This is a genomic window from Mesorhizobium sp. AD1-1 (assembly GCF_020164655.1).
GTDB lineage: Bacteria > Pseudomonadota > Alphaproteobacteria > Rhizobiales > Rhizobiaceae > Mesorhizobium > Mesorhizobium ciceri.
In genome coordinates, this window is the sequence record NZ_JAIUGP010000006.1 from 253,958 (window position 1) to 274,925 (window position 20,968).

Annotated in this window: 27 protein-coding genes; 11 read left to right on the forward strand and 16 right to left on the reverse strand. The window is 61.7% G+C overall.

The features are described from left to right. Positions 1–375 precede the first annotated feature (375 nt). From LB519_RS14555 to LB519_RS14575, 5 genes are all read left to right on the forward strand, one after another. Entirely contained in the window at positions 376–1,557 is a 1,182-nt protein-coding gene (locus LB519_RS14555; protein WP_064994363.1) for a cystathionine beta-lyase, read from the forward strand. Positions 1,558–1,687: 130 nt separating this feature from the next. Next, positions 1,688–2,749, forward strand: a complete 1,062-nt coding sequence (locus LB519_RS14560) for an HPP family protein (protein WP_127366701.1) — start codon at positions 1,688–1,690, stop codon at positions 2,747–2,749. A gap of 115 nt (positions 2,750–2,864) precedes the next feature. Then, a complete protein-coding gene (locus LB519_RS14565; protein WP_013532428.1) occupies positions 2,865–3,539 on the forward strand; it encodes an RNA polymerase sigma factor in 675 nt (224 codons plus the stop codon). Between the two features lie 117 nt (positions 3,540–3,656). Beyond that, complete coding sequence (locus LB519_RS14570; RefSeq protein ID WP_224620314.1) at positions 3,657–4,181, forward strand: DUF4142 domain-containing protein; 525 nt, start codon at positions 3,657–3,659, stop codon at positions 4,179–4,181. 11 nt (positions 4,182–4,192) lie between these two features. After that, positions 4,193–4,501 (forward strand): cupredoxin family copper-binding protein, encoded by a 309-nt coding sequence (locus tag LB519_RS14575; RefSeq protein WP_224620315.1) that lies wholly within the window; start codon positions 4,193–4,195, stop codon positions 4,499–4,501. A 111-nt stretch (positions 4,502–4,612) separates the two neighbouring features. Here LB519_RS14575 and LB519_RS14580 read toward each other — a convergent pair whose 3' ends face one another. Beyond that, positions 4,613–5,446 carry a crotonase/enoyl-CoA hydratase family protein gene (locus LB519_RS14580; protein ID WP_224620316.1) on the reverse strand — a complete coding sequence of 278 codons (834 nt, stop codon included), beginning with the start codon at positions 5,444–5,446 and terminating at the stop codon, positions 4,613–4,615. A gap of 88 nt (positions 5,447–5,534) precedes the next feature. On the opposite strand from LB519_RS14580, the gene LB519_RS14585 reads away from it, so the two are divergent. Continuing rightward, a complete protein-coding gene (locus LB519_RS14585; protein ID WP_224620317.1) occupies positions 5,535–6,122 on the forward strand; it encodes a TetR/AcrR family transcriptional regulator in 588 nt (195 codons plus the stop codon). A gap of 75 nt (positions 6,123–6,197) precedes the next feature. On the opposite strand, the gene LB519_RS14590 is transcribed toward LB519_RS14585, so the two are convergent. The 4 genes from LB519_RS14590 to LB519_RS14605 all read right to left on the reverse strand — a co-directional run bounded on the left by LB519_RS14590 (position 6,198) and on the right by LB519_RS14605 (position 10,094). Beyond that, on the reverse strand, positions 6,198–7,424 hold the full coding sequence (locus tag LB519_RS14590) for an anion transporter (protein ID WP_027163335.1): 1,227 nt from the start codon (positions 7,422–7,424) through the stop codon (positions 6,198–6,200). A 152-nt stretch (positions 7,425–7,576) separates the two neighbouring features. Continuing rightward, positions 7,577–8,539: a glycosyltransferase family 4 protein gene (locus LB519_RS14595; protein WP_127366827.1), complete on the reverse strand. Its 963-nt coding sequence runs from the start codon at positions 8,537–8,539 to the stop codon at positions 7,577–7,579. A gap of 287 nt (positions 8,540–8,826) precedes the next feature. Next, positions 8,827–9,615 (reverse strand): GGDEF domain-containing protein, encoded by a 789-nt coding sequence (locus LB519_RS14600; RefSeq protein WP_027163337.1) that lies wholly within the window; start codon positions 9,613–9,615, stop codon positions 8,827–8,829. Positions 9,616–9,872: 257 nt separating this feature from the next. Further along, complete coding sequence (locus LB519_RS14605) at positions 9,873–10,094, reverse strand: hypothetical protein (protein WP_013532436.1); 222 nt, start codon at positions 10,092–10,094, stop codon at positions 9,873–9,875. Between the two features lie 245 nt (positions 10,095–10,339). Between LB519_RS14605 and LB519_RS14610 the strand changes: the two genes are divergently transcribed. Genes LB519_RS14610 through LB519_RS14620 form a run of 3 tightly spaced genes read left to right on the forward strand, consistent with a single transcriptional unit; the run spans position 10,340 to position 11,187 of the window. Beyond that, positions 10,340–10,588, forward strand: a complete 249-nt coding sequence (locus tag LB519_RS14610; RefSeq protein WP_127366828.1) for a hypothetical protein — start codon at positions 10,340–10,342, stop codon at positions 10,586–10,588. Continuing rightward, a complete protein-coding gene (locus tag LB519_RS14615) occupies positions 10,585–10,866 on the forward strand; it encodes a multiprotein-bridging factor 1 family protein (protein ID WP_081714406.1) in 282 nt (93 codons plus the stop codon). Before LB519_RS14610 ends, LB519_RS14615 begins: the two co-directional genes overlap by 4 nt. Before the next feature lie 39 nt (positions 10,867–10,905). After that, a complete protein-coding gene (locus LB519_RS14620; protein WP_127366829.1) occupies positions 10,906–11,187 on the forward strand; it encodes a hypothetical protein in 282 nt (93 codons plus the stop codon). Positions 11,188–11,403: 216 nt separating this feature from the next. Here the strand turns inward: LB519_RS14620 and LB519_RS14625 are convergent, their stop codons facing one another. Together LB519_RS14625 and LB519_RS14630 are read right to left on the reverse strand one after the other, a co-directional pair. Further along, positions 11,404–11,694: a hypothetical protein gene (locus tag LB519_RS14625; protein ID WP_224620318.1), complete on the reverse strand. Its 291-nt coding sequence runs from the start codon at positions 11,692–11,694 to the stop codon at positions 11,404–11,406. 7 nt (positions 11,695–11,701) lie between these two features. Continuing rightward, a complete protein-coding gene (locus LB519_RS14630; RefSeq protein ID WP_224620319.1) occupies positions 11,702–12,562 on the reverse strand; it encodes an ATP-dependent DNA ligase in 861 nt (286 codons plus the stop codon). Positions 12,563–12,646: 84 nt separating this feature from the next. On the opposite strand from LB519_RS14630, the gene LB519_RS14635 reads away from it, so the two are divergent. Beyond that, positions 12,647–12,871 (forward strand): hypothetical protein, encoded by a 225-nt coding sequence (locus LB519_RS14635; protein ID WP_224620320.1) that lies wholly within the window; start codon positions 12,647–12,649, stop codon positions 12,869–12,871. Positions 12,872–12,938: 67 nt separating this feature from the next. Here LB519_RS14635 and LB519_RS14640 read toward each other — a convergent pair whose 3' ends face one another. Genes LB519_RS14640 through LB519_RS14665 form a run of 6 tightly spaced genes read right to left on the reverse strand, consistent with a single transcriptional unit; the run spans position 12,939 to position 15,483 of the window. Beyond that, positions 12,939–13,148, reverse strand: a complete 210-nt coding sequence (locus LB519_RS14640) for a hypothetical protein (RefSeq protein ID WP_224620321.1) — start codon at positions 13,146–13,148, stop codon at positions 12,939–12,941. Positions 13,149–13,190: 42 nt separating this feature from the next. Beyond that, a complete protein-coding gene (locus LB519_RS14645) occupies positions 13,191–13,541 on the reverse strand; it encodes a hypothetical protein (protein WP_224620322.1) in 351 nt (116 codons plus the stop codon). Beyond that, entirely contained in the window at positions 13,541–13,993 is a 453-nt protein-coding gene (locus LB519_RS14650; protein WP_224620323.1) for a hypothetical protein, read from the reverse strand. Before LB519_RS14650 ends, LB519_RS14645 begins: the two co-directional genes overlap by 1 nt. After that, positions 13,990–14,136: a hypothetical protein gene (locus LB519_RS14655; protein ID WP_224620324.1), complete on the reverse strand. Its 147-nt coding sequence runs from the start codon at positions 14,134–14,136 to the stop codon at positions 13,990–13,992. The genes LB519_RS14650 and LB519_RS14655 overlap by 4 nt, the downstream gene beginning before the upstream one ends. A 7-nt stretch (positions 14,137–14,143) precedes the next feature. Beyond that, on the reverse strand, positions 14,144–14,437 hold the full coding sequence (locus LB519_RS14660) for a hypothetical protein (protein WP_224620325.1): 294 nt from the start codon (positions 14,435–14,437) through the stop codon (positions 14,144–14,146). Then, on the reverse strand, positions 14,437–15,483 hold the full coding sequence (locus LB519_RS14665; RefSeq protein ID WP_224620326.1) for a glycoside hydrolase family 19 protein: 1,047 nt from the start codon (positions 15,481–15,483) through the stop codon (positions 14,437–14,439). Before LB519_RS14665 ends, LB519_RS14660 begins: the two co-directional genes overlap by 1 nt. 81 nt (positions 15,484–15,564) lie before the next feature. On the opposite strand from LB519_RS14665, the gene LB519_RS14670 reads away from it, so the two are divergent. Next, positions 15,565–15,765 carry a hypothetical protein gene (locus LB519_RS14670; protein WP_224620327.1) on the forward strand — a complete coding sequence of 67 codons (201 nt, stop codon included), beginning with the start codon at positions 15,565–15,567 and terminating at the stop codon, positions 15,763–15,765. Between the two features lie 192 nt (positions 15,766–15,957). On the opposite strand, the gene LB519_RS14675 is transcribed toward LB519_RS14670, so the two are convergent. The 3 genes from LB519_RS14675 to LB519_RS14685 form a co-directional block, all read right to left on the reverse strand. Continuing rightward, positions 15,958–18,228, reverse strand: coding sequence for a sialate O-acetylesterase (locus LB519_RS14675; protein ID WP_224620328.1), 2,271 nt, complete (start codon positions 18,226–18,228; stop codon positions 15,958–15,960). A gap of 67 nt (positions 18,229–18,295) precedes the next feature. Further along, positions 18,296–20,575 carry a hypothetical protein gene (locus tag LB519_RS14680; protein ID WP_224620329.1) on the reverse strand — a complete coding sequence of 760 codons (2,280 nt, stop codon included), beginning with the start codon at positions 20,573–20,575 and terminating at the stop codon, positions 18,296–18,298. Beyond that, on the reverse strand, positions 20,560–20,967 hold the full coding sequence (locus LB519_RS14685) for a DUF6950 family protein (protein ID WP_224620330.1): 408 nt from the start codon (positions 20,965–20,967) through the stop codon (positions 20,560–20,562). The genes LB519_RS14680 and LB519_RS14685 overlap by 16 nt, the downstream gene beginning before the upstream one ends. Between the last annotated feature and the right edge of the window lies 1 nt (position 20,968).

Consider the following 20,968-nt stretch of genomic DNA (forward strand, 5'->3'; position numbering starts at 1 on the left):
ATCCGGCAGCGTCTGATCGAAGCAATCCGGCGATTAATATTAGCCGACAATCATATACCTTCCGCAGCCGCCCACAATAGCCGATCGGCGGAGATGAGGGCTCCGAACGCGGGTCAATCAAAGACCGCCTTTTCGCGATAGGAATTTTTTCTTGACACCCTGCCCTCAGCTATGATACATTTTCGTCCATGGTGCTGATTTGCGCCGATGACCCGCCGCACAGGCGGGTTTTTCGTTTGATATCCTGTCCCCGCATCGCTGTTTTTGCCGCGACGAATTGGCATATTCGAAGTCCATCTCCTGGCGGACGGTGGCTGTTGCACGGTCCATGCCGCCGCACTATGGCTAGCGGCTTGTCAAACAAGGCGACGCAGAATGGCGAAAGACGGCGAGCACTTTAGCGGCGGGATGGGCATCAACACGCGGCTTGCCCATTCGGGCAACAATCCGCACGACTATTTCGGCTTCGTCAATCCGCCGGTGGTGCATGCCTCGACCGTGCTTTTTCGCGACGCGGCGTCAATGGCGGCTCGCACCCAGAAATACACTTACGGCACGCGCGGCACGCCGACGACCGATGCGCTCGCCCACGCCATAGACGCGCTGGAAGGTTCGGCAGGCACGATCCTGGTGCCGTCGGGCCTTGCGGCGGTGACGGTACCGCTGCTCGCCTTCGTGTCGGCCGGCGACCATCTGCTGATCGTCGATACCGTCTATCATCCGACCCGCAACTTCGCCGACACGATGCTGAAGCGGCTGGGCGTCGAGGTCGAGTACTACGCCCCCCATGTCGGCGCCGGCATCGCGGCGTTGATCAAGCCCAACACCAAGGTGGTGTTCACAGAATCACCGGCCTCCAACACCTTCGAGGTGCAGGACATCCCGGCCATCGCCAAGGCGGCGCACGCCGCGGGTGCCATCGTCATGATGGACAATACCTGGGCGACGCCACTGTATTTCCGCCCCCTCGACCACGGTGTCGACATCTCGATCCATGCGGCGACCAAATACCCGGCCGGCCATTCCGACGTGCTGCTTGGCACGGTGTCGGCCAATGAGAGCTGCTGGACGCATCTTTATGAAAGCTTCTGCACGCTTGGCTGCTGCGCCGGGCCCGACGACGTCTACCAGGTGCTGCGCGGCCTGCGCAGCATGGGCGTGCGCCTCGAACACCATCAGCGCAGCACGCTCGCCATCGCCTCCTGGCTCGAAGGCCAGAAGGGCGTGGCGCGCGTGCTCCACCCGGCCCTGCCCAGCCATCCGGATCACGCTCTATGGAAGCGGGATTTCTCCGGCTCCAGCGGCATCTTTTCCATCGTGCTTGCCGGTGGCGGCCAGAAGCAGCAGCACGCCTTTCTCGACGCGCTGCAAATCTTCGGCCTCGGCTATTCCTGGGGCGGCTATGAGAGCCTTGCGGTACCGGTCTGGCTCGGCGACCGCGTTGTCGCGAAGGCCCCCTATGAGGGTCCATTGATCCGCCTGCAGATCGGCCTCGAGGACGTCGACGACCTGAAGGCCGACATTTCGCGCGGTCTGGCCGCGGCGGCGGCTGCGTAGCGGAATTCTATTCCCTCAAATTGTAGTTTCCCGGATCAGTTTGGCTTTCAAATTCAGCGATGCCGCGTCATTGCGGTGCGATCAGCACATTTTCGACTTCCCCTGGAATATCGGCAGAGTTTTCGACCTCATGGCTTTCCGCCTTTTTGTTCCCATTCTTGCCGGCGCGACGCTGCGCGAGCGTCTCGTCGCCTGTATCGGCGCGACGATCGGCATTGCACTCACCGGTGTGATCGCCAGCCTTGTGCTCGGCAACGGCCCGCACGTGCCGCTGCTGGTGGCGCCGATGGGGGCGTCGGCGGTGCTGCTGTTCGCCGTGCCCGCCAGTCCGCTGGCACAGCCATGGTCGATCATCGGCGGCAACACGATATCGGCACTGGTCGGCGTGATCGTGGCGCATTTCATCCACGAAACCGCCCTTGCCAGCGGCATCGCGGTGGCACTGGCCATCGCCGCCATGTCGTTCACGCGCTGCCTGCATCCGCCGGGCGGAGCGGCCGCGCTGACCGCGGTGCTGGGAGGGCCTGCCGTGATCAGCGCCGGCTTCCTGTTTCCATTCGTGCCGGTGGCGCTGAACTCGATCCTGCTGGTGGCGCTCGGCTACGGCTTCCACAGGCTGGCCCGGCGCAATTATCCGCATGTGCCGGTTGCGGCGCCGGCAAACAGCCACGGCACCGGCGATCTGCCGGCGCAGCTGCGCGTGGGCTTTCGGTCGGAAGACATCGATGCCGCGCTTGGCGCACTCGACGAGACGTTCGATATCGATCGCAACGATCTCGACCGGCTGCTGCGGCAGGTCGAATTGCAGGCGATGGTGCGCGCGCACAAGACCCTTCTGTGCGAGGACATCATGTCGCGCGATGTGATCTCGGTCGATGCTCACACCTCCACCGAGGCGGCGCGCCAATTGCTGCTTGACCACAACATCCGCACCTTGCCGGTCGTCAATGCGGAAGCCAGGCTGGCAGGCACGGTGGGGTTGCGCGAACTCACCCAGGCCTCGGGGACGGTTGGATCCGTCTTATCGCCCGCGGCAACAGCCGCCGCCGGCGTCGCCGCCATGGGGCTGCTGCCCGTGCTCACCGATGGCCGCAGCCATGCGGTCATCATCGTCGACGACGACAAGCGGATTCTCGGGCTGATCACCCAGACCGATCTGTTGGCGGCCACGGCGCGCTTGCAGGCTGCCTGACAAGCCTTCGCTCGCACTGTAGTGTAGCGGCCGCCGGACCCGGCAGAAAATCTTCGGGAACCTTTTGCCGGCGACAGCGTCCAATCTCCCGGAGATTGGGTTGAGGAAACTTGCCATGCCTGCTGTGTTGACGGCCGTGCCTTCCGCTGTGCCAGGCGAGATGCAGCTTGTGCACCGCGCGCTGGCGCGCGACGGCGACGCCTTCCGCACCATCATCAAGACACACAATCAGCGGCTTTACCGGATCGCGCGCGGCGTCGTGCGCAATGACAGCGAGGCCGAGGACATCGTGCAGGAGGCCTACGTCAAGGCTTTCGCCCATCTGGATGCGTTTCGCGGCGACTCCTCGCTCGCCACATGGCTATCGCGCATCGTCATCAACGAGGCGCTCGGCCGGCTGCGCAAAAGACGCAAAACGGTGGCGCTGCCGGAAAATCCGCAAGCCGAGATCATCCGGTTTCCCCTCAATCCCAGCGACGATCCGGAACGGACAATGGCGCAACGGCAGATCCTCCAACTGGTCGAACAGGCCACCGACAGCCTTCCCGACGTCTACCGGACGGTGTTCGTGGCGCGGGTGATCGAGGGGCTGAGCATCGAAGAGACCGCCGACCTCCTCGGCGTGCGGCCGCAAACCGTCAAGACAAGGCTGCACCGCGCCCGCGCCCTTGTCCGCAAGGCGCTGGACGACCAGATCGGGCCGGTGCTGCTCGATGCCTTCCCCTTCGCCGGCCGGCGTTGCGAACGACTGACCAGCGCCGTGATGCGACGGCTCGGGCTGGAAAGCTGAGCCTCAGCGGATTTCAGTTCATTTCAGCGGGAACGTTTGCCGCTGACCAGCATCCAATGACCGTCAACCGAAAAACACTGTCCGGGACGATTTCAGCGTCCCGGCGAAGGAGATGCCATGTCTATCCGACACACTGCTGCGCTCGCCGCCCTGCTGCTGCTCGGCACCGCGCCGTTCGCACAAGCCGCCGACAAGCCGACCGATCCGCAGATCGCCCATATCGCCTACACGGCCGGGGTCATCGACATCGAAGCGGCCAAGCTGGCGATCGAGAAATCGAAGAACAAGGAGGTTGTCGATTTCGCCAAGGATATGGTCCGCGATCACGAGGCTGTAAATGTTCAGGCGCTCGACCTGGTCAAGAAGCTCAAGGTCACCCCGGAAGACAACCCCACCAGCAAGGCGCTGACCAAAGCTGCGACGGAGGAGCGGGCCAAGCTCGCCAAACTCCACGGCGCTGCCTTCGACAAGGCCTATGTCGACAATGAGGTCGCCTATCACAAGCAGGTCAACGGCGCGCTCGAAACCCTTTTGATCCCGTCGGCGCAGAATGCCGAGCTGAAAAGCCTGCTGGAAACCGGCCTGAAGATATTCCAGGGCCATGAGCAGCACGCCGAACACGTCGCCGGCATGCTCAAGTAAGGACCGGGAGCATGCAGAACCGCCATCTGTGGATTGCGTTGACGCTCGCCGTCGGGATCGTGCCGGCGCAAGCCGAAACCATCCAGGTCACCATCGACAGGCTGGTGTTCTCTCCGGCCACCGTCGAGGCAAAGGTCGGCGACACGATCGAGTGGGTGAACAAGGATGTGTTCGCCCACACGGCCACCGTGAAAGGCGGCTGGGAAGTGATGATCCCGCCGAAGAAATCCGCAAGCCTGACTTTGAAGACGGGGGGACCGGTCGACTACTTCTGCCGCTTTCACCCCAACATGAAGGGCCGTTTGGTGGTGGCGCCCTGATCCAGCTCCGACGAGTGCATGTCGCCCAAAAGTAACCTCGGTTTTGGGAGAACGACACGCATAAAAACAAAGACCTGAAGCGGGTCGCCTGAGGAATTCAAGCGACCCGCTTCAGGCTCGCCTGGCCTCGTCGGGACGCGCGACATGTGTTGTCCACGAGCCGCCATAGCCCGGCTCGCGGCGTGCAATCCAGGCATTCAGCCCTTCGCGCAGATCAGCGGTCGGGGCCATGCGGGCAAACTGCTCGGCCTCGACCAGCAAACCTTCGGCGATGCTCTGGTTGAGGCCGCGCGCCACTGCCGTGAGGATGCCGGCAATCGCCAGATCGGAGTGCCGCAGGATACGCCTGGCCAGATCAAATGCCGCCGGCATCAACTCGGCATGCGGCACAACCTCGTTGACGAGACCCAGTTCAAGCGCCCGCGGCGGCGCAAACCAGTCGCCGGTCAACAGCAGTTCGAGCGCCCGCTTGCGCCCCGCGAGCCTCGGCAAGCGCTGGGTTCCACCAAAGGTCGGCGGCATTGCGAGGTTGATTTCCGGCTTGGCGAACAAAGCGCGGTCACTGGCGATAGCGAGCGGTACGGCCTCGGTGATTTCGCAGCCGCCACCAAAGGCAATGCCGTTGACGGCGGCGATGATGGGCTTGCGGTAGGATTCCAGCCTCGCCGTCAGCCGCTGCCCGCGCATGACGAAATCCCGCATCGCGACACCGACGCCAAGCGCCACGCTGGCCGAGAACTCGTGAATGTCGCCCCCCGCCGAAAACGCCCGCTCCCCCGCTCCGGTCAGAATGACCGCACGAACGCTGTCATCGACTTCCATGTCGTCAAGGACCGCAAGCAGGCGATCGATCAGGGCATAGTTCAGCGCGTTGAGTTTCTCCGGCCGGTTGAGGGTGAGGATGGCAATCCCATCCCGGGTTTCGCTAAGGACAAGATCTGTCATTTGGCTCTTCCTTCTCCATCATGCTGATGGAAGGAAGACTATGCCCTTTGTCGCTTGTGTATATTCACTAGTCGGTATACATAGGCTTATGCCCGACACGCAGAGCCCTACCCGCAAACGCATTGTCGATGCCGCGACCAGGCTCTTCTATGCAGAAGGAATCGGTCGTGTCAGCGTCGATGCCGTTGCCGAGGAAGCGGGTCTCACCAAGCGCACGCTCTATTACCATTTCAAGAGCAAGGACGACCTGATCGCCGCCTATCTCGACGGCCGCGACCAACCCAATCTGAAGCGGATGGCCGGCTGGTTCGAGGCTGCCGAAGGCGGCGCGGATCGCAAGGTCGAGGCGATCTTCACCAATCTGGCGAGGTCCGCTCGCCATCCGAAATGGAAGGGATGCGGCTTCCTGCGCACGGCCGCCGAACTCGCCTCGATGCCCGGACATCCGGCGGTCAAGGTGGGCGCGCGGCACAAGCTGAATTTCGAAACATGGCTGGCCGGCGCCCTGTCGGACAATAGCGTCGTGGAGCCGCAAACCCTGGCACGCGAGATCGTGCTTTTGATCGACGGCTGCTTTTCGATCATGCTGATCCACCGCAACCCCGATTACATCGAAGCGGCCGGACGCGCCGCGGCGACGCTGGTGCGGGCGCGGATTTCAGGCAGTCAGGTCTAAAGCGCGACGCGCTTTAAGCCTTTGGTTTTATGCATGTCGTTGCCCCAAAACGGGGCCACTTTTGGGCGACATGCATTAGAAACCGAAAGCCAGCCATGCGGTGCCGGCGGCCAGCGTTATCAGCGTCAAAGGCAAGCCGACCTTGAAAAAAGCGCCGAACGACAGCGTCGTGCCGGCGGCCCGCGCCTGTTCGGCGACGATCAGGTTGGCGACCGAACCCAGCAGCGTGAAATTGCCGGCCAGCGTCGAGCTCATGGCGACGACCAGCCAGGCGCGCTCGGGGCTTTCGAGGCCGGGTATGAAGGGCCGCAGCGCCAGCACGGCCGGAACATTGCTCATGATGTTGGAAAGCACCGCGGTGAAGCCGGACAGGCGCCAGACGTCGTCCAGCCCGAGATTCCTGGCCGAAGCGATCATGTCGGGCGAAAGAAGCGTCTTTTCGGCACCGGCGACGACAACGAACAGACCGGCGAACATGAACAGCAGCGGACCGTCTATCTCGCGGTAGATGCGCTCCGGCTTGATGGCCCGGGTAAGCAAGAGGATGGCGCCGCCGATGAGTGCGGCCTTGGCGACGGGCACGCCGGCGAAGAAGGCAATTGCCAGCCCGATGCAGACCACCACCGCCTTCAGCACCTGCCCCTTGTGCATGCGGCCCCGCGAGACCTCGGGCGTCAATTGGACGGTGCGGGCGAATTCGGCCCGGAAGACAATGCGGATGATGACAACGACCGCGACGAGGCCGAACAGGGCGACCGGAGCCAGCGCTGCCGAAAAGGCCGGATAGGAAATGCCCGACAGCGCGCCGATGACCATGTTTTGGGGATTGCCGGTGATGGTTGCGACGCTGCCGCAATTCGACGCGGTGGCGGTGGCGATCAGATAGGGGATCGGGTTGCGCTTGATCACACGGGTGACGTGGACGACGATCGGCGCCATGACGAGACAGATGGCGTCGTTGACCAGGAAGGCGGACAACACGCCGGTCAGCAGCGTCACCATCACCAAGAGCATGAAGGGCGCATGCGCGTGCTCGATGGCGACGGCGCCAAGGCCACGAAAGGCGCCCGACACTTTTAAATGCGCCACCACAATCATCATGCCGAGCAGAAGCGTGATGGTGTCGAAATTGATCGCCCGGTACGCATCCTCCATGCTGAGCGCGCCGATGGCGATCATCGCGGCCCCGCCGAGAAGCGCGATCCCTGCCCGGTCGAGGCGCAGGCCGGGGATGCGGCCAATGGCGACACCGGCGTAAGTCAGGATCAGGATCAGCAGTGCCGCCGCGCCCATCAATGTCATCGATAAGAAGTCCTGCCCAGTCTGTGGCACGCCGCTGGCTGTCGGCCCCATTCGTCCGCTTTGCGTGCCTGCTTTAGCGCGATGTCGAGATCGATGACAGCGGGCATGTTGTTGCGCCAAGGATGTCCCATGGCCCAAGGGATGACGTGCAGCTAGCGCAGGTAGAAATCCAGCCTCTGTCGCACAGCTTGGGAAGAATAGATCTGCTCGACGGTCTGCCGTGCCTTGAGGCCCACTGCCGCCCGCAGCGCCGGGTCGGCTTTGAGATCGGCCAGGATGCGCGCCGCCTGCTGCGTCGTTTCGAACAAGAAACCGTTTTCGCCATGCCTGATATGGTCGGAATAACCGCCATATGAATGGCAGACCACGGGCAACCCGCAGGCCATCGCCTCGAACACCACGCGACCGAAGGTTTCCATATGCCAACCGGTGCGATAATAAAACACGTCGAGCGTCTGCAGAAACTCTTCGGCGGAAAATTGGCCGGGTGGGAACAGTTCGAGTTGCGGATGCGGCATGAGGCTGTCCTTGAGCCCTATCCCTCCCTGTATCCGCAAGGCTGTACCTTCGGCCAGCAATGTCTCGTAGAGGGGTATGTCATCGGGATGATGTTTGCCCGGCCCATCGCGGCTCAAGCGTCCGACGGTGAAGGGACGATCCGAACCCAGACGCCGTGGTGAAAAACGTTCGATATCGATCGGAGACGGATGCACGGTGCCATCGACTTGGAGCATCCGTCTCTGAAAATCGGAAATCAGCACCAGTTCGGCGTCGGGCCAGTTCAGCATGCCGGGCATGCGTCTCGTCAGCGAGATGATTTTCGGGTGAAAGGTATTGAAGACATAGATCAGCCGGCGCGGCCGCGGGATCAGGTAAGGCCATATCTTGTTGCGCCAATGAGAGCCGAGAAAGACGTAGGTACCGCCATTCGGTACATCCCACTTCGACAGCGAGACGCGGCGAATCGGGAAATTCCGCATCAACTCGCCGGACACGCTGGAGGAGGTTGCCCACAGATGCACCTCGGAATCGACACTCAACAGCCGGTACAGTTCCAGAGCTTCAAGGTCACTGCCACCGAAGGGGTCCTGAAAGCCGTTGAACAAATGGATCATAATAGCTGTGTTTACCTGACCGTTTCCGCATATGTTCGCCAGCATCAAAAATCATGATCGCTGTCGGCCGGAACGCTTGGAAACTCAGAGTCAAAACCGTTTCTGCCGACAACGAAACATCGCTAACGCGGGGGAGTATACCGGCAAGCGGTTGCAGTCCATGCCCCATCGAGCCGGCATGCTATCCGTAAGGATCTGATTCCTTGCGGATGGTCGTAAGTGTTTGAACGCATAGAGGGAGCGTCTGTTTCGAGAGCTTCCCGATCAGCCTTCTGCAAGTTCTGTCATCAATGCACGGTGGCGACGCCGGGCGCAGGCGCCGGAGACGTTCCGGCCGGATCGAAGCTGACTTGATCGCGTCCGTTCGACTTGGCCGTGTAAAGCCTTCTGTCGGCAGCGGAGAAGATTTCCTCATAGGTGATCGGGCCGGTAAAGCTTGTGCCGCCGATGCTGACGGAAAGCGGACAAGGCCTGCCGCCGGGTGAGAATTCCATCTCCCTGATACGCCGGCGGATGCTTTCGGCAACCACCCAGGATTGCGAGGGATCCACGCCGGGCAGAAACACGCCGAATTCTTCGCCGCCGATGCGGCCGACGATATCGCTGCCACGCAGTTGCCCCTTGATCGCCTGCGCTATCAGTTTGAGGGCCTGATCGCCGCAATCGTGGCCCAGGCGGTCATTGATCGACTTGAAGTGGTCCGCGTCGATGATCAGCAGCGCCCCCGAACGGGTCTGCTCCTGCTTGCGGGTCTGCTCGAGATAGGCTTCGACCAGCATCGAGAAGGCGCCACGGTTCAGCACCGCCGTCAGACTGTCGGTCGCGGCGAGGACGCTGAGATCGCGCTGCGCGATGGCCAGCTGGCGAATCTTCCACATCAGGAAAAACAGAAACGAGCCGCCCAGCACCAAAGGCAGCATCAGGTCGGTCATCTGCGCCCGCCACACGGCCTCGGGCGAAAGATAGGGAAAATTGAAGGAATCGACGAAGAACGCCACGGCAATGAAGAATGCCGTACCGACTGCCGTGACAGCGATCACCCTGCCCCAGCTCGTCGGCGACAGATCGAGCTTCATCGCGTCCACTCCGTTAGCCGTCGCTACTATGACGCACCAACCCAAACAAATTGATAAGACTTTCCCTCCAATTCGATGTCGGCGGCGGAATCAAATCCACCGGCCAACCAGCCCCTGCCTATGACTTGCGACAGACGCTTGCGCAGACGCCACAGGACGGCCGCTGGAAAGCAGCCATCCTGTTTCAAAGTGTGAAGGCGTGGGCCCATTGCCGGCCGGGCAAGGGCAAAACGGCGCGCGAAGCCAGATCGCCCGTGTCAGTTGAGCGTCGGTTCACCCAGCGCATCGACGACAAAGGATGCCGCGATCAGGTCGTCGGCATCGAGACGCAGGGAGCCTCCGTCGCCTCCCATGGCAGAAGCCACTTTTTGAAAGGTCTTCATTTCGTATTCCGTGATCCGGGCGTCCTGCATCCTGGCCCTGAGATCGGCAATGCGCCGATCGAGGGCCGAAGATATCCCTATTTCTCGCTTCGACATGGCAACACTCCTCCCCACCCTTGTTTGCCTCCCGCCTGTCCACTTTTATATGAGGGTCCGCGAATACAGCGGGCCGAACGCGCCGTGCGCGGGAAGGTTCCGAAAAGGCCGAGTAACGAAATAATACGCTGGCGCGGAGCCACGCCCGCGGACTTTTCTATATGAGACCCAGCTAATCCTTGACGCCGGCGGATGCCGCCCCAGAATCAGAGCATGGCAATAAAGTCGGCGACGAGGTGGCGGTCATGGCGACGGTGCTGAAGCGCGTCACGAAGGACCGCGTCAGCGTGTCGATCCCCGGTCTTCCGCATTCGGTCATTGATCCGGCAACCAGGCTGACCAGGGGCCAGCAGATGGAATTGCCCGGGGACGTTTCGCGGATCGACGGCGACAAGGTCACGGTGTCGCTCGGGCCAATGGTCACGGTGGATCTGGACAAGGTGCGCGTGGTGCAAAGCCGTGTCCCGCCGAAGCGAAGGACCGTCAGGATGTGAACAAGCGAAGCGCCACCGTCTCAGGGATACAACCCCTTACACCCCAGCAGTGCAGAGCTGCACGAGCGATCCTGAAGTGGTCGCAGGTGCGACTCGCCGCGAAGTGCGGCCTCAGCGAAGGAACGATTGGCAGTTTTGAGAGCGGGCGAAGGATTCCCAGTCCCGCCAAGCTGGCTGCCATCCGTCGAGGCTTGGAGGCAGCGGGCGTGGTTTTCATCGATCAGAAGACCGCGGTGACAAAGAGCGGTCCGCCTCGCGAAACTATTAGTGGAACATAATTTAGATATCGCTGTTAGGCCGTAAATGGGAGGCGCGCGATGTCACAACATGAAATCGGCATTGTTTCGGACTGGTCGAAATTGGTGGCGGACGATCCTCTGATCGCCGCCGATATAACCCAGCGCCTTTCTGTGCGCGCTTGCAATGACAACGCTGCCACCGCCGCCGACGTCCCGTCGCCCGGCACCGAAACATTTCGGGGTCCCGACATAACCAGCCTCGCAACACCCACCGAATATCCTCGGCCGATCGTGCTCCTAGCGACGATCTATGCGTCGACGGTCCTCGGGGTAACGCTGCTTCTGGCGGCAGCGGTCTGAGCGCACGAGGCCTGATACCGCTCTCTGAAAGCCCATGTCTCCGGTATAAACCGTAACCTATGTGTCCGGAACGGACCGAAAGGCTTTGGCGATCCCGACAGGATTCGAACCTGTGACCATCGGCTTAGAAGGCCGAAAGAACGTGAACCTTTCCCGGCAATGTTCCAACTTTCGGCGTGCATCAGAGTGCGGAACAGAAGGCGAAACTTGGAACGGCTATTCGCCCTTGGCCTTCGCATACAGGCTCTTGCCCGGGATCGCCTTCCCCATGCCCGGGACCTTATTGGAGTCAGGCGCATAGATCAGCCCTACATCTTTCGAGCCGCACACTTCGCATTTCAGCTTGGGCCTCAAATCCCATTCCATCGCTGGGGTATCCGGGCCCAAGCGGTCGCGTAGCTCTTCAAGCGGCAGAACTTTGCTGTGGTTGCAACTCGCCTTGCGGCAGGACGCCGTGACGGTCATCTTGCCGTCGATCAGCGATTGCAAGGTCCAGCCCTTTCCCATGGCGATCTCACTCTTCCTCTCGAAAGTCCTGCAGCGAAGCGTGCCGCAAATCTTCCTCGCCGCGCAAGTGCTTTACACGCCCGATGATGCCCGGCTTGACCCATTGCGTTGCCGGTCGCTTCATCCCCTTGGGCGCCGGACCGGCATGTTCCTGGACACGTTTCCAGAGTCGCTCTCGAATCGCCCGGCTGGAGTTGATGAAGGCCGAACCGACATACTGCCCGGTCTTCCGATCGGCCATCAGGGCGAAAGCTGGCTTGCCAGGCTCCCGTTCAACGCCAAGCAGTTCGTATTCCTCGACCGTATAGCATTTCGCCTTCAGCCAGTTCGTTGACGGCCCGGAGCGATACTTGCTGTCCTTTCGCTTCGAGACCATGCCTTCCATGCCGGCCTGGTCGATCAGGTGGAAGATCGCGCTGGCCTTGCCCGGCAGCGCCTGGCTGAACTGGATGTGCTGACCCTCGGGGATCATCTCGGCAAGGATCTCGCGCCGGTCTTCCAGCGGCATGTCGCGCAGATCGTGGCCGTTGACGTGCAGGAGGTCGAAGGCGACGAAATAGAGGTCATGCTGCCGGCTGGTGATGGCCTTGCGCAGAGCCCCGAAGTCGGACAAGCCCGCGTCGTTCAGCACGATGATCTCGCCGTCGATGATGGCGCTTTCCACCTCGAGGTCGCCGGCCGCCTTGGCGAGGTCCCGGTATTTGTCCGTCCAGTCGAGCCCGCGCCGCGTGAAGATGCGCACTCGGCCCTCGTCCTTGATGATCTGCGAGCGGTAGCCGTCGAACTTCACCTCGTGAATCCAGCCATCGCCCTCGGGAGGCTTCTCAACCAAGGTCGGCATCAACGGCTCGATGAACTTCAAACGCATGCACAGGACTCGCAAACCGCGATTCAATAAGCTTGAGCTAAAATGGTTCCGGAACTTTTACCGTGGCGCTGGGTTGGATGCCTCATGAAGAACGATTCTGACGGCAGAGCCGCCTTGCAGATGATCCGGGAAACGATCGAGGATCATTGCCCGCCAGGCGTGCTGCTCAGTGAAGAAGCGGTGAACGGCATCTATGGCCCAACCCTCCAGGGCGAAGCGGCGGCGATATCCGCCGCTATTGTCGCCACGGTCGAGAGATTGCAATTGCGGACCACGGTGAAGCCGCCGACACCGAACATCAAGGCATAGCCCCAAAAATGCAAAAAGCCCCGCCAGCCGAAGCCAGCGGGGCTTGATGTGTGAAAGGGAGCGATGCTTATGCGGTGGCCGCTTTGGAAGCCTCGATTTCCTCCGCCGTGGCCTGGCGCTCGTACACCTCGAACACCGAAGGCCCACCATCATTGTGCGGAAGACCGAACGACTTTTCGACCATAGTGCCAGGTCCGACCGATCCTGCCTCTACGCCATTGATCTTGATGGTCGAGACGTAGTTGCCGTTTGTATTCACCTTGATGGTTGTCGTCATGTTGAGGTCCTTTTCGGTATGCCCGGAACCGCCGGGCGCGGATCATTTTCCCCTCGCCACCTCCTTGGCCAGGTCGCCGATTTCGTGGCGCAGTTCGGCGATCTCGTCGACGGCGCGATTGGCGACCTCGATGACGCGGTAGCTGACCTGCCGCTGCTTCTCGGCGTCGGTGCGATGGGCGATGGCTTCCAGCGTGTAGCCCTCGATCGCGGCGGCGAGCGCCTTGACGGCGGAATTGTCGACCAGCGCGCCGGCGACCTCGACCTGGCGCTCCGCCGGCGTCGCGGTCTTTCCTCCATATTTCAGTCCGAAGATGGCAAGGAGGCCAAGGAAACCGAGGCCGATGAAGTTTGCGACGGGCACGAGCTGCTCCGCCGGTATGCCGAAGATCATCAAAGCCTCCGATGGCCAGCACCGACATCAGCCCATGCTCGAAAGAGGTTCCACATCTCGATCGCCATGAAGGTGGAATAGGCGATCACGCCGGTGCCGCCGCCGCCAAGGGTCAGCCAGGCAATCAGGACGCCGAGGGCGATCTGCCCCCAGAACACACAGGACGCGATCGAGGCGCCCGCCCGCAAATGGGGCGAGTACCGGAATTGCCGGAAGGTGCCGTTCACCGTCAGGGCGCCCAGCCGCAGCAGGCCGGCGAACAGGCATATGTTTGCCCATGTCGCCTCGTTGCCGTAGCTGGCGATGACGGCGAATGCTCGCGCCGTGGAGAAGGTGGAGGGATCGCCGGCCAGCACGGCCGACCAGCCGAACAGCGCGCCGGTCATGATCCACTCCGTCACGCGCATTCCGAAATGCTGGCGAATGCCGCCGGCTATTCGCAGGATGATCATGTCTTCAGCTCAGCCCTACGCTCAGCACTGGCCTTGGTGTGCAGATCGCATTCCGCGCGGGTGTAGAACTTCACCGCGCAACCGGGCGCCATGGTCCGATCGATCTTGTTCTGGTCGGCGATCGTCTTGCCCTGTGCACCCACAAGGCTGTTACCGAGGGCCGAGCGTAGCGGCGTTACACCGCTGACGCCCGAAGTCGTACACGCCGCCAGCGTCGATGCACTCGTCGAGAGACATGCGAGCATCAATACCCTTGTGGATCGCATCGGTATTCTCCTTTTCGATCTTGGCGCGGACCTCGTCGGCGCCCTGGTGCTTGATGAGTTCGTAGACGCCGAGGGCAGCGCCTGAGAGTGCAACGGCGATGGCAGCCCACGCGATGATGCTGGCCAACGGGCGCGAGACGCCGGCAATGCCGGCGACAAGCGTGATAATGGCGCCCATCAGATCGCGCTCCGGATTTCAGCCGCCTGGGTGTTCACCGCGGCGATGCTCGACTGCAGCTTGGCCTGCTTGGCGCGGCGGATGAGACCGTAGGCGACGATGCCGACGATCAGGACAGCGGCGACAATGGCCACGACCTTCCAGTCGGCCCCGCCGAGCGCCGTGAGAGTCGGGGCGGCCCCACCAAGCGCCGCATCCTTCTGGAACTGCGGATCCTGGTAGAACGGCTTGTCCAGGGCTTCTCCGCCGACTGCAACTGGCACAGGCGTCTCGACTGGCACCTCGACCGTGGTCTCGACCTTTTTGGTTTCGACCACAGGAGCCGATTGCGTGACGGGCTGGATATCAGGGTCGGTCATGTGCACCAGCGCCAGGTGCAGCGCGGCGCGCGTCTTCGGGCCAGGTGCGCCGTCGACCTTGGCGTCGGTGTACCAGCCCTTGCGCTTCGCCGCCGTCTGGAAGGCCTTGTAGGCACCGAGCGGATAGCCCAGCACGACCAGGGCGGCGCGGTCGTAATAGTCGAGGCGATCGTCGTAGCCATTGAGGCCACCGTTCACCTTGCGGGTGATCATCTCGATGTTGTTCTGATCGGCGTAGACGTTCAGCGATTTCCCGGTCGGGTTGCCGGCATCCCAATACCAGATCGGCACCAGGCCCTCGTAGGGATCGGTGTTGACCAGGTCGGGCTTGGCTTCGAAGTCGGGAGCGTCGGGGACGAACTTGCGCACCCAGACGGTGAACCGGCGATAGTTGGCCCGGCCGGTGATCTGGATGCCGGTGCGACCCTTGAAGCGCTTGCCGTCGCCCTTCTGGGTGTTGCCGAGATCCTTGCGGCCCTCGTAGGCAGCGCCGCTGGCGATCTCGCGGTCATAGTGGAAGCCGCCGGACTCGTGCGCCTCCTGGGCAATGAGATGAACCGCGCGATGCGGCAGGTCGAGGCCGAACCGCTGGCCGTACTGATTCATGGCAATCACGATCGACTGCACATTGTCATTGTCGGGCGTGCCCTTGGCGATGCGCTTCAGCTGCGCGGTGGAGATCAGCATGGCAAAGTCCTTTCCGCCCGGATCACGGGCAGCTTGTCCGATTGAGGATTTTGGCTATGGTCGGCGGCGGGGAGCGGGCCGATGGTTTTCACAGTCGAGACGATGCGCGACGGCAAAGCCTTGAAGCGCGCCGAGGTTCAGGCGGAGACGTTTGATGAGGCCGCGGCAACCGTGGGGCCATTTACGGCCGGGTCTGGGCGGGAGCCGGCATCAGGCGAATGGATACGCGTGACGCAGTTTGTCAGCGGGCGAACGAACTGGTTTCGGGTTGAGCAATCGTGATGGACGTGCTTATGTGCCTGCTATGAACGACATAGCTTTGCCTCCAATTGACACGTCCACCGCGCCCTGGACCATTGCGGACTTGGGCTATTCAGCCGGTCTCGTATTGCTTACCATTGTGATGTTCATCGCGGTCATAAAATTCCGCAACGAGTACTTTCAACGCCATGGCCGCGACTGGCGCGATGAACTTTAGCCGTCAGCCTGCGCCACCGTATAGCTGAACATCACCGCGTGCGTGGTGGCGGTCGTAAGCACAGCTTGACCTTGCACCTTCGCCCGGTTGGCTCCCGCTACAGCGAGGACTATCCCGTTTTCACCCTGCCCAATACCACAATCAACGCCGGCTACGAAGGTCGGATTTGCGGCAGCATTGACGGGGAGCGTGATTTCGTAGGAGTAGGCGCCGGCAGCGGTGGCGTCCTGGGTCGTTTGACCAACCACCGTAATGATGTCGTCCGTTCTGGTCCAGCGCCAGTTGAAGCCCGCAGCGCTGTCGAGATTGGTGAGCGATGAGTACGTAGGACTGTAGCTGCCAGAACTAGGCTTCAAACGAATGAGCTTAGTGCGGTTAACGCCGCCGCTGCGACCAACCAGGTTTAGCGTCTCGGCATCCACGAACACAGGCGCGATGCCACCATTGGGCAAAGATGCGGGGGCGGCAGTGCCCGGCGTCATATAAAGACCGTCACCTCGGATGCTCAGTCGTGTCGTAAAGCCACCCGCAGCGAAGTCGAGAGTACCTAAAGCGTTGGTAGCCGCAATAAGCGCGTTGTTGGTGCCGCCCCAAAATATCGAACCGAAATTGTTGGTTACGCTGTCATTTGACGTTACGGACCAAGAACCAGCAGAGGCACCCACCGAGAATACAGCGACAGCACCGGCGACAGCGCCACCATTGTTCGAAACGCCAAAGCGTACAGCCGATGCGACACCCTTACTGAATAACCAATCCGTAGTACTTCCAACACCGGACATAGGTACGCCACCATTTAAGCCGAAACTCATGGTGCCGTTACCGGGGTTATATACTAGGTCTCTAGCAACTGGTTCGTACATTCCATAGAGGGCCGCGCGCGCGCCCTTCTCGCCCATCTCCCGATAACCATCCGCCGTCATGTGGATATAAGGGAGCGACCCCGTAGGGTCCCAGAACGAGATAGGGAAGCCTTCCGTAGAGATGAACCGCCGTGTGGATGGGTCCTTAGCCACGCATGCCTTGATGTTCCCCCCGTAGGTCAGGAAGTATTTGTCGCCGGGGACGCTTTCACAATAAGGCGGGAGGCCAAACATGAACGTAGGCGTGTCGAGATCAAACCACGTTTTGGTTTTGAGCCAGTCCATGACGTAGGTTTCGAAGTTGGACTGGTAGGCGGTATTGGCGTTTGATGCGTCACTCTCTCCTTGCCACCAAAAGAACATGTCGATCTTGTCGAGGCCCAGAGCGGCAAGAGCAGCCGCAACGTTGTTCGTGATTGCCTGCCGAAAATTGTAGGTTGGCGGGGCCGGACCCCAATCGGCGATTGCCTTCCCGCCAACCGAAACGTCGATGAGGTAAACACGGCGGCCGGTATCACTGGCGATCTTGTCGCATAGCCCGAAAGCAACACCCATTCGAGTAGCGTCGGGCTGGGCAAAAGCCGTGCCAACGACAGTGTCGGCGCTGATTTGCGCCCAGAAGTTCCACGCTTGGAAGTTGTTCGATGGGGTCCAAGCCAGCGGTATCCGGTTGGCCATATTCGACTGGCCGGATGTCAAAATCACGATCGGGCCTTTCGGTCCGACAGAGGCAGCGGAGGCAGCAGCCTCCAAAGCGGACTCCGCAGCGTCCGCTGCTGAAGCAGCGGACGCTGTAGCCGAAGCTTCCGCTGCTGCCTGGATGGCAGCGCTCGCCTGGTCCGATAGAAGCCGGAATGTTGTGCCCGACTTGTACCCCGCAACGACCATGCCGGCCGTCAACCCGCCCGCAACAACGTTGTTGCCCGAACTGGTCTTGATGGTCAGGGTAGCGCCACCGTTGAAGGCCACGGTCACCGGAGAGCCTGTATTGGCCTCGAAGACGCTGAAAGCGATCAGCGCGCCGGCGTCGGCCGTGGGTAGTGGAATGCTCGACGTGGCAATGATCGCGTTCGGTGTTCCCGCGCCGGCGTCCGTCGCCTTGATGTAGCTGTAGGGCAGATCGGCGACGCGCGTCCAGGAGCCGGCACCGGAAGCTCCGATCTTCCGATAGATGCCGTTGTTGGCGACCGTCGCGTCGCCGATCACCCAGGCCATCGAATTGGCGGCGTGGGCGAGATCGGCGTCCAGGCTAGCCTTCGAGGCGTAGATCAAGCCGCCGTTCGACAGAAAGGCGGTGATAATCCCTTCTACCCACGTGCCCCACGCCCGCAGTTGCGCCTTGACTGGCTGTTGCGGATTAGAGGACGGGCCATCAGCCATGATCGTGTTCATCAGTTCGGGCATGCGAAAGCTCCAGAGCTGGAGACCCCACCGGGATGGCAGGGCGATTTGAATTGAAACTTGCCTCGGCTTAGGTGACGACGACGGGGCCCGTGGCGACGCCGGTGGTGCTCTCGACGGCAGACCCGTTCATCGAGCGCAGCCAGTAGTAATAGGTTCCTGGAGCGCGCCCGGTGTCGGTCCATGCATCAGCCGACGACGGCGCGCCATATTCGGTCCTGACGACGGTCGCCGTGCCCTCATTGTTGACCGTGTTGCGGCGCACATTGGTGGCGAGATAATTGCCGGAATTCGGCGTGGTCCATGTCAAGGCGACCTGACCGGCGCCACCGATGGCGCCAACGCCAGTAACGGCGGCAGGCGGGGTGGTGTCGACGGTCGAAACCAGGCTCTCGGTATCCGACCAATCACCATAGCTGTTGTCGGTCCCGATATAGGCGGCCTCGACCTCGATCGATGTGTTGGTCGGCACCGGATTGGTGTTCAGCACGATGAGGCCGGAATCGGGAACAGCAGAAGGAAACTTCTGCTCGACCCAAGCCCCGGGCACGCCACCGCCGACATCGGCGATCCGGTAATGCACAGCCGGCGTGACGTCGCCCCGATTGGGGTCGATCAAAACGACGCGGATGTAGACCGACCCCCCACCGGCTATTGGCGCCGCGGTATCGATCACAGGCTTCGGGATACCATCCGAAACCGGCTTCGGCGGCACCGGAGGGGCTGCACCTTCGTCGGTTGCCGGATCCCATGCATCGATGTCGGCCGGCATCTGGATGAAGGTCATCTGGAAGCCGCCGCGCGCTACCGAGAGCACGGAACGCCGGTTCGAAAACAATTGCCCGTCGAGAGAGGGCAGCCGGTTCGGGGTCGCCAGCCTGAACCATGGCGCATAAATCGCATTGATGCCAGTAAAGCGGATGTCGAGCGTGCCGCGCTTCTTGGCGCGGATGCGGGCGAATTCCCGCTTGCCGAGCCGGCGCGCCTGGCGCCATTGCTGAACCCAGATGTAATTGCCGTCCTGTGGCAGCACCCGGCCGGCGCTGAGCTGCGCCGATGTATCCTCGAAATAGTCGGTGTCCGTCGTGGTGTAGTCGGTTGCCGGATAGGTGAATTTCGGAATGAACCGGTTAACCTCCTCTTCGAACAGGACGTCATGCTGGACGGTGTGGCCGACGATATCGGCATCGGTCAGGGTGGCGACGTACTTTTCGCGAAACTTGCCGGCGACGACCAGCAGGGCGCCATCACCTCGGTCGCACATCCAGCCATCGCATGAGGCCAGGATTGAGTTGGTGCCGCCTTTGGGATCATGCTCTGTGGTCTCGAAGCCGCCGCACTCGTAGCGCTTTTCGGTCCCGCCGGTGGCGCGCGGGACATCCTCGTCGCAGACGTCTGCTTCTTCCTGCCACATATCGAGCACCGGCAGCAGTGCCTTGCGGTAGTCGCGCTTCGTTCCGAAGGGATTAAAGCACTCGTGCCAGGCAAGCTGAACGATCGGATTGCGGGTAAACAACCACGTCGACGGATCATCCGGATCCTGATCCTCGTCGCGGAAATCCCAGCACAGCGCGAGCTCGGCGACTACCGACAAAGCTGGCTTGCCATAGGGATACCGTTTCTGAAAGTTTTCGGCACCAGGTGCGAAGCAAGTCATGCCGACCGATGCTTGGCCGTCGCCGCGATGGCTTGATGTCCAGACACCTTCGCCGCCCAGAGCGGCGACGATCTCGGCAATCGCGGTTTCCGGCGTCAACCCAAGCCGGCGGTAGATCCGCACTGGATCGGCGCTATTGTATCGTTTGCCGTCCGGGCTAATGACGGTATTGACATCAAGTTCGACCTTGTCGTCATTCAGGTAATAGCCGGTGTAGGCATTTATGCGATGCGCCACGATCGCCTGCACGGAATACATCCGGTTGTCGACGGCTTCCCAGAGCATCAATGCGCCCGCGAGCCTTGCCGTACCGACGCCCCAGAACCGATAGGGGATCGGCTGCGTCAACGGCGCGCGACCATCCTCCGGCTTGGGCGGTTTCGGGGTCAGCAGGTATTGAACACCTGCGACGATGGCCGTTGTCGCAATCGCCGAAGCGATGGCCGCGTAGGAGATCGTCGTGCCGAAGAGCGTGAAACCGCCGGTGCCGAGGACGGCGGTGAAGATCGGCGTGAAGATCGGATCCTTGTGAACCGGCCAGCGATATTCGCCGTGCCAGCCCTCGGTGATGATCTCCTGCGTCGTCGCCGTTTCGAAGGCGCCGATGCCGAGATTGTAGCTGCGCCGGCGCGATGCCGTCGTCGTCAGTGCCTGGCGCAGCGCATCGTCAAACGGGTTCACGCTATGCGCCATGCCACGCCGGTCCATTCCAGGGATTTGACCATCGGCCCGCGCGCCGACATGACAGCCCAGAGCGGGCCGAATTTGATGGCGGGGATATGCTTGAACTCGGACCCTTCGCCGTCGATGGCGGTCAAGGCACGAACGATACCGATATCGCCATCATCGGGCTCCTGGACGCGCTGGAAGCCGAGCAGACCAAGCTTGGCCCCGACAAGCCGTTCGACGCCGCCGGCTGCATGCAGAACCGCCCTGGCGCCAATTGCATCGAAATAGGTTCCGCGAAGTTCAGCGCCCGGATCCTTGCAGGTCGTGGCGACAACCCAGTCGGCCGCGAACAGCGTGCAATCGCAAAGGCCCCACTGCCACCGGTGAGGCAGCCGGATGTATTGTTCCAGCGTCATT

What these genes read in the sequence shown, in the direction of transcription:
- LB519_RS14635 (WP_224620320.1), top strand. Translation starts at nt 12,647, where the DNA reads ATGAAGAACGATTCTGACGGCAGAGCCGCCTTGCAGATGATCCGGGAA.
- LB519_RS14555 (WP_064994363.1), top strand. Translation starts at nt 376, where the DNA reads ATGGCGAAAGACGGCGAGCACTTTAGCGGCGGGATGGGCATCAACACG.
- LB519_RS14630 (WP_224620319.1), bottom strand. Translation starts at nt 12,562, where the DNA reads ATGCGTTTGAAGTTCATCGAGCCGTTGATGCCGACCTTGGTTGAGAAG.
- LB519_RS14590 (WP_027163335.1), bottom strand. Translation starts at nt 7,424, where the DNA reads ATGACATTGATGGGCGCGGCGGCACTGCTGATCCTGATCCTGACTTAC.
- LB519_RS14565 (WP_013532428.1), top strand. Translation starts at nt 2,865, where the DNA reads ATGCCTGCTGTGTTGACGGCCGTGCCTTCCGCTGTGCCAGGCGAGATG.
- LB519_RS14680 (WP_224620329.1), bottom strand. Translation starts at nt 20,575, where the DNA reads ATGGCGCATAGCGTGAACCCGTTTGACGATGCGCTGCGCCAGGCACTG.
- LB519_RS14570 (WP_224620314.1), top strand. Translation starts at nt 3,657, where the DNA reads ATGTCTATCCGACACACTGCTGCGCTCGCCGCCCTGCTGCTGCTCGGC.
- LB519_RS14605 (WP_013532436.1), bottom strand. Translation starts at nt 10,094, where the DNA reads ATGTCGAAGCGAGAAATAGGGATATCTTCGGCCCTCGATCGGCGCATT.
- LB519_RS14625 (WP_224620318.1), bottom strand. Translation starts at nt 11,694, where the DNA reads ATGGGAAAGGGCTGGACCTTGCAATCGCTGATCGACGGCAAGATGACC.
- LB519_RS14560 (WP_127366701.1), top strand. Translation starts at nt 1,688, where the DNA reads ATGGCTTTCCGCCTTTTTGTTCCCATTCTTGCCGGCGCGACGCTGCGC.
- LB519_RS14600 (WP_027163337.1), bottom strand. Translation starts at nt 9,615, where the DNA reads ATGAAGCTCGATCTGTCGCCGACGAGCTGGGGCAGGGTGATCGCTGTC.
- LB519_RS14665 (WP_224620326.1), bottom strand. Translation starts at nt 15,483, where the DNA reads ATGCTGATCTCCACCGCGCAGCTGAAGCGCATCGCCAAGGGCACGCCC.
- LB519_RS14660 (WP_224620325.1), bottom strand. Translation starts at nt 14,437, where the DNA reads ATGGGCGCCATTATCACGCTTGTCGCCGGCATTGCCGGCGTCTCGCGC.
- LB519_RS14620 (WP_127366829.1), top strand. Translation starts at nt 10,906, where the DNA reads ATGTCACAACATGAAATCGGCATTGTTTCGGACTGGTCGAAATTGGTG.
- LB519_RS14585 (WP_224620317.1), top strand. Translation starts at nt 5,535, where the DNA reads ATGCCCGACACGCAGAGCCCTACCCGCAAACGCATTGTCGATGCCGCG.
- LB519_RS14645 (WP_224620322.1), bottom strand. Translation starts at nt 13,541, where the DNA reads ATGATCTTCGGCATACCGGCGGAGCAGCTCGTGCCCGTCGCAAACTTC.
- LB519_RS14610 (WP_127366828.1), top strand. Translation starts at nt 10,340, where the DNA reads ATGGCGACGGTGCTGAAGCGCGTCACGAAGGACCGCGTCAGCGTGTCG.
- LB519_RS14580 (WP_224620316.1), bottom strand. Translation starts at nt 5,446, where the DNA reads ATGACAGATCTTGTCCTTAGCGAAACCCGGGATGGGATTGCCATCCTC.
- LB519_RS14595 (WP_127366827.1), bottom strand. Translation starts at nt 8,539, where the DNA reads ATGATCCATTTGTTCAACGGCTTTCAGGACCCCTTCGGTGGCAGTGAC.
- LB519_RS14650 (WP_224620323.1), bottom strand. Translation starts at nt 13,993, where the DNA reads ATGATCATCCTGCGAATAGCCGGCGGCATTCGCCAGCATTTCGGAATG.
- LB519_RS14675 (WP_224620328.1), bottom strand. Translation starts at nt 18,228, where the DNA reads ATGCCCGAACTGATGAACACGATCATGGCTGATGGCCCGTCCTCTAAT.
- LB519_RS14670 (WP_224620327.1), top strand. Translation starts at nt 15,565, where the DNA reads ATGGTTTTCACAGTCGAGACGATGCGCGACGGCAAAGCCTTGAAGCGC.
- LB519_RS14685 (WP_224620330.1), bottom strand. Translation starts at nt 20,967, where the DNA reads ATGACGCTGGAACAATACATCCGGCTGCCTCACCGGTGGCAGTGGGGC.
- LB519_RS14640 (WP_224620321.1), bottom strand. Translation starts at nt 13,148, where the DNA reads ATGACGACAACCATCAAGGTGAATACAAACGGCAACTACGTCTCGACC.
- LB519_RS14575 (WP_224620315.1), top strand. Translation starts at nt 4,193, where the DNA reads ATGCAGAACCGCCATCTGTGGATTGCGTTGACGCTCGCCGTCGGGATC.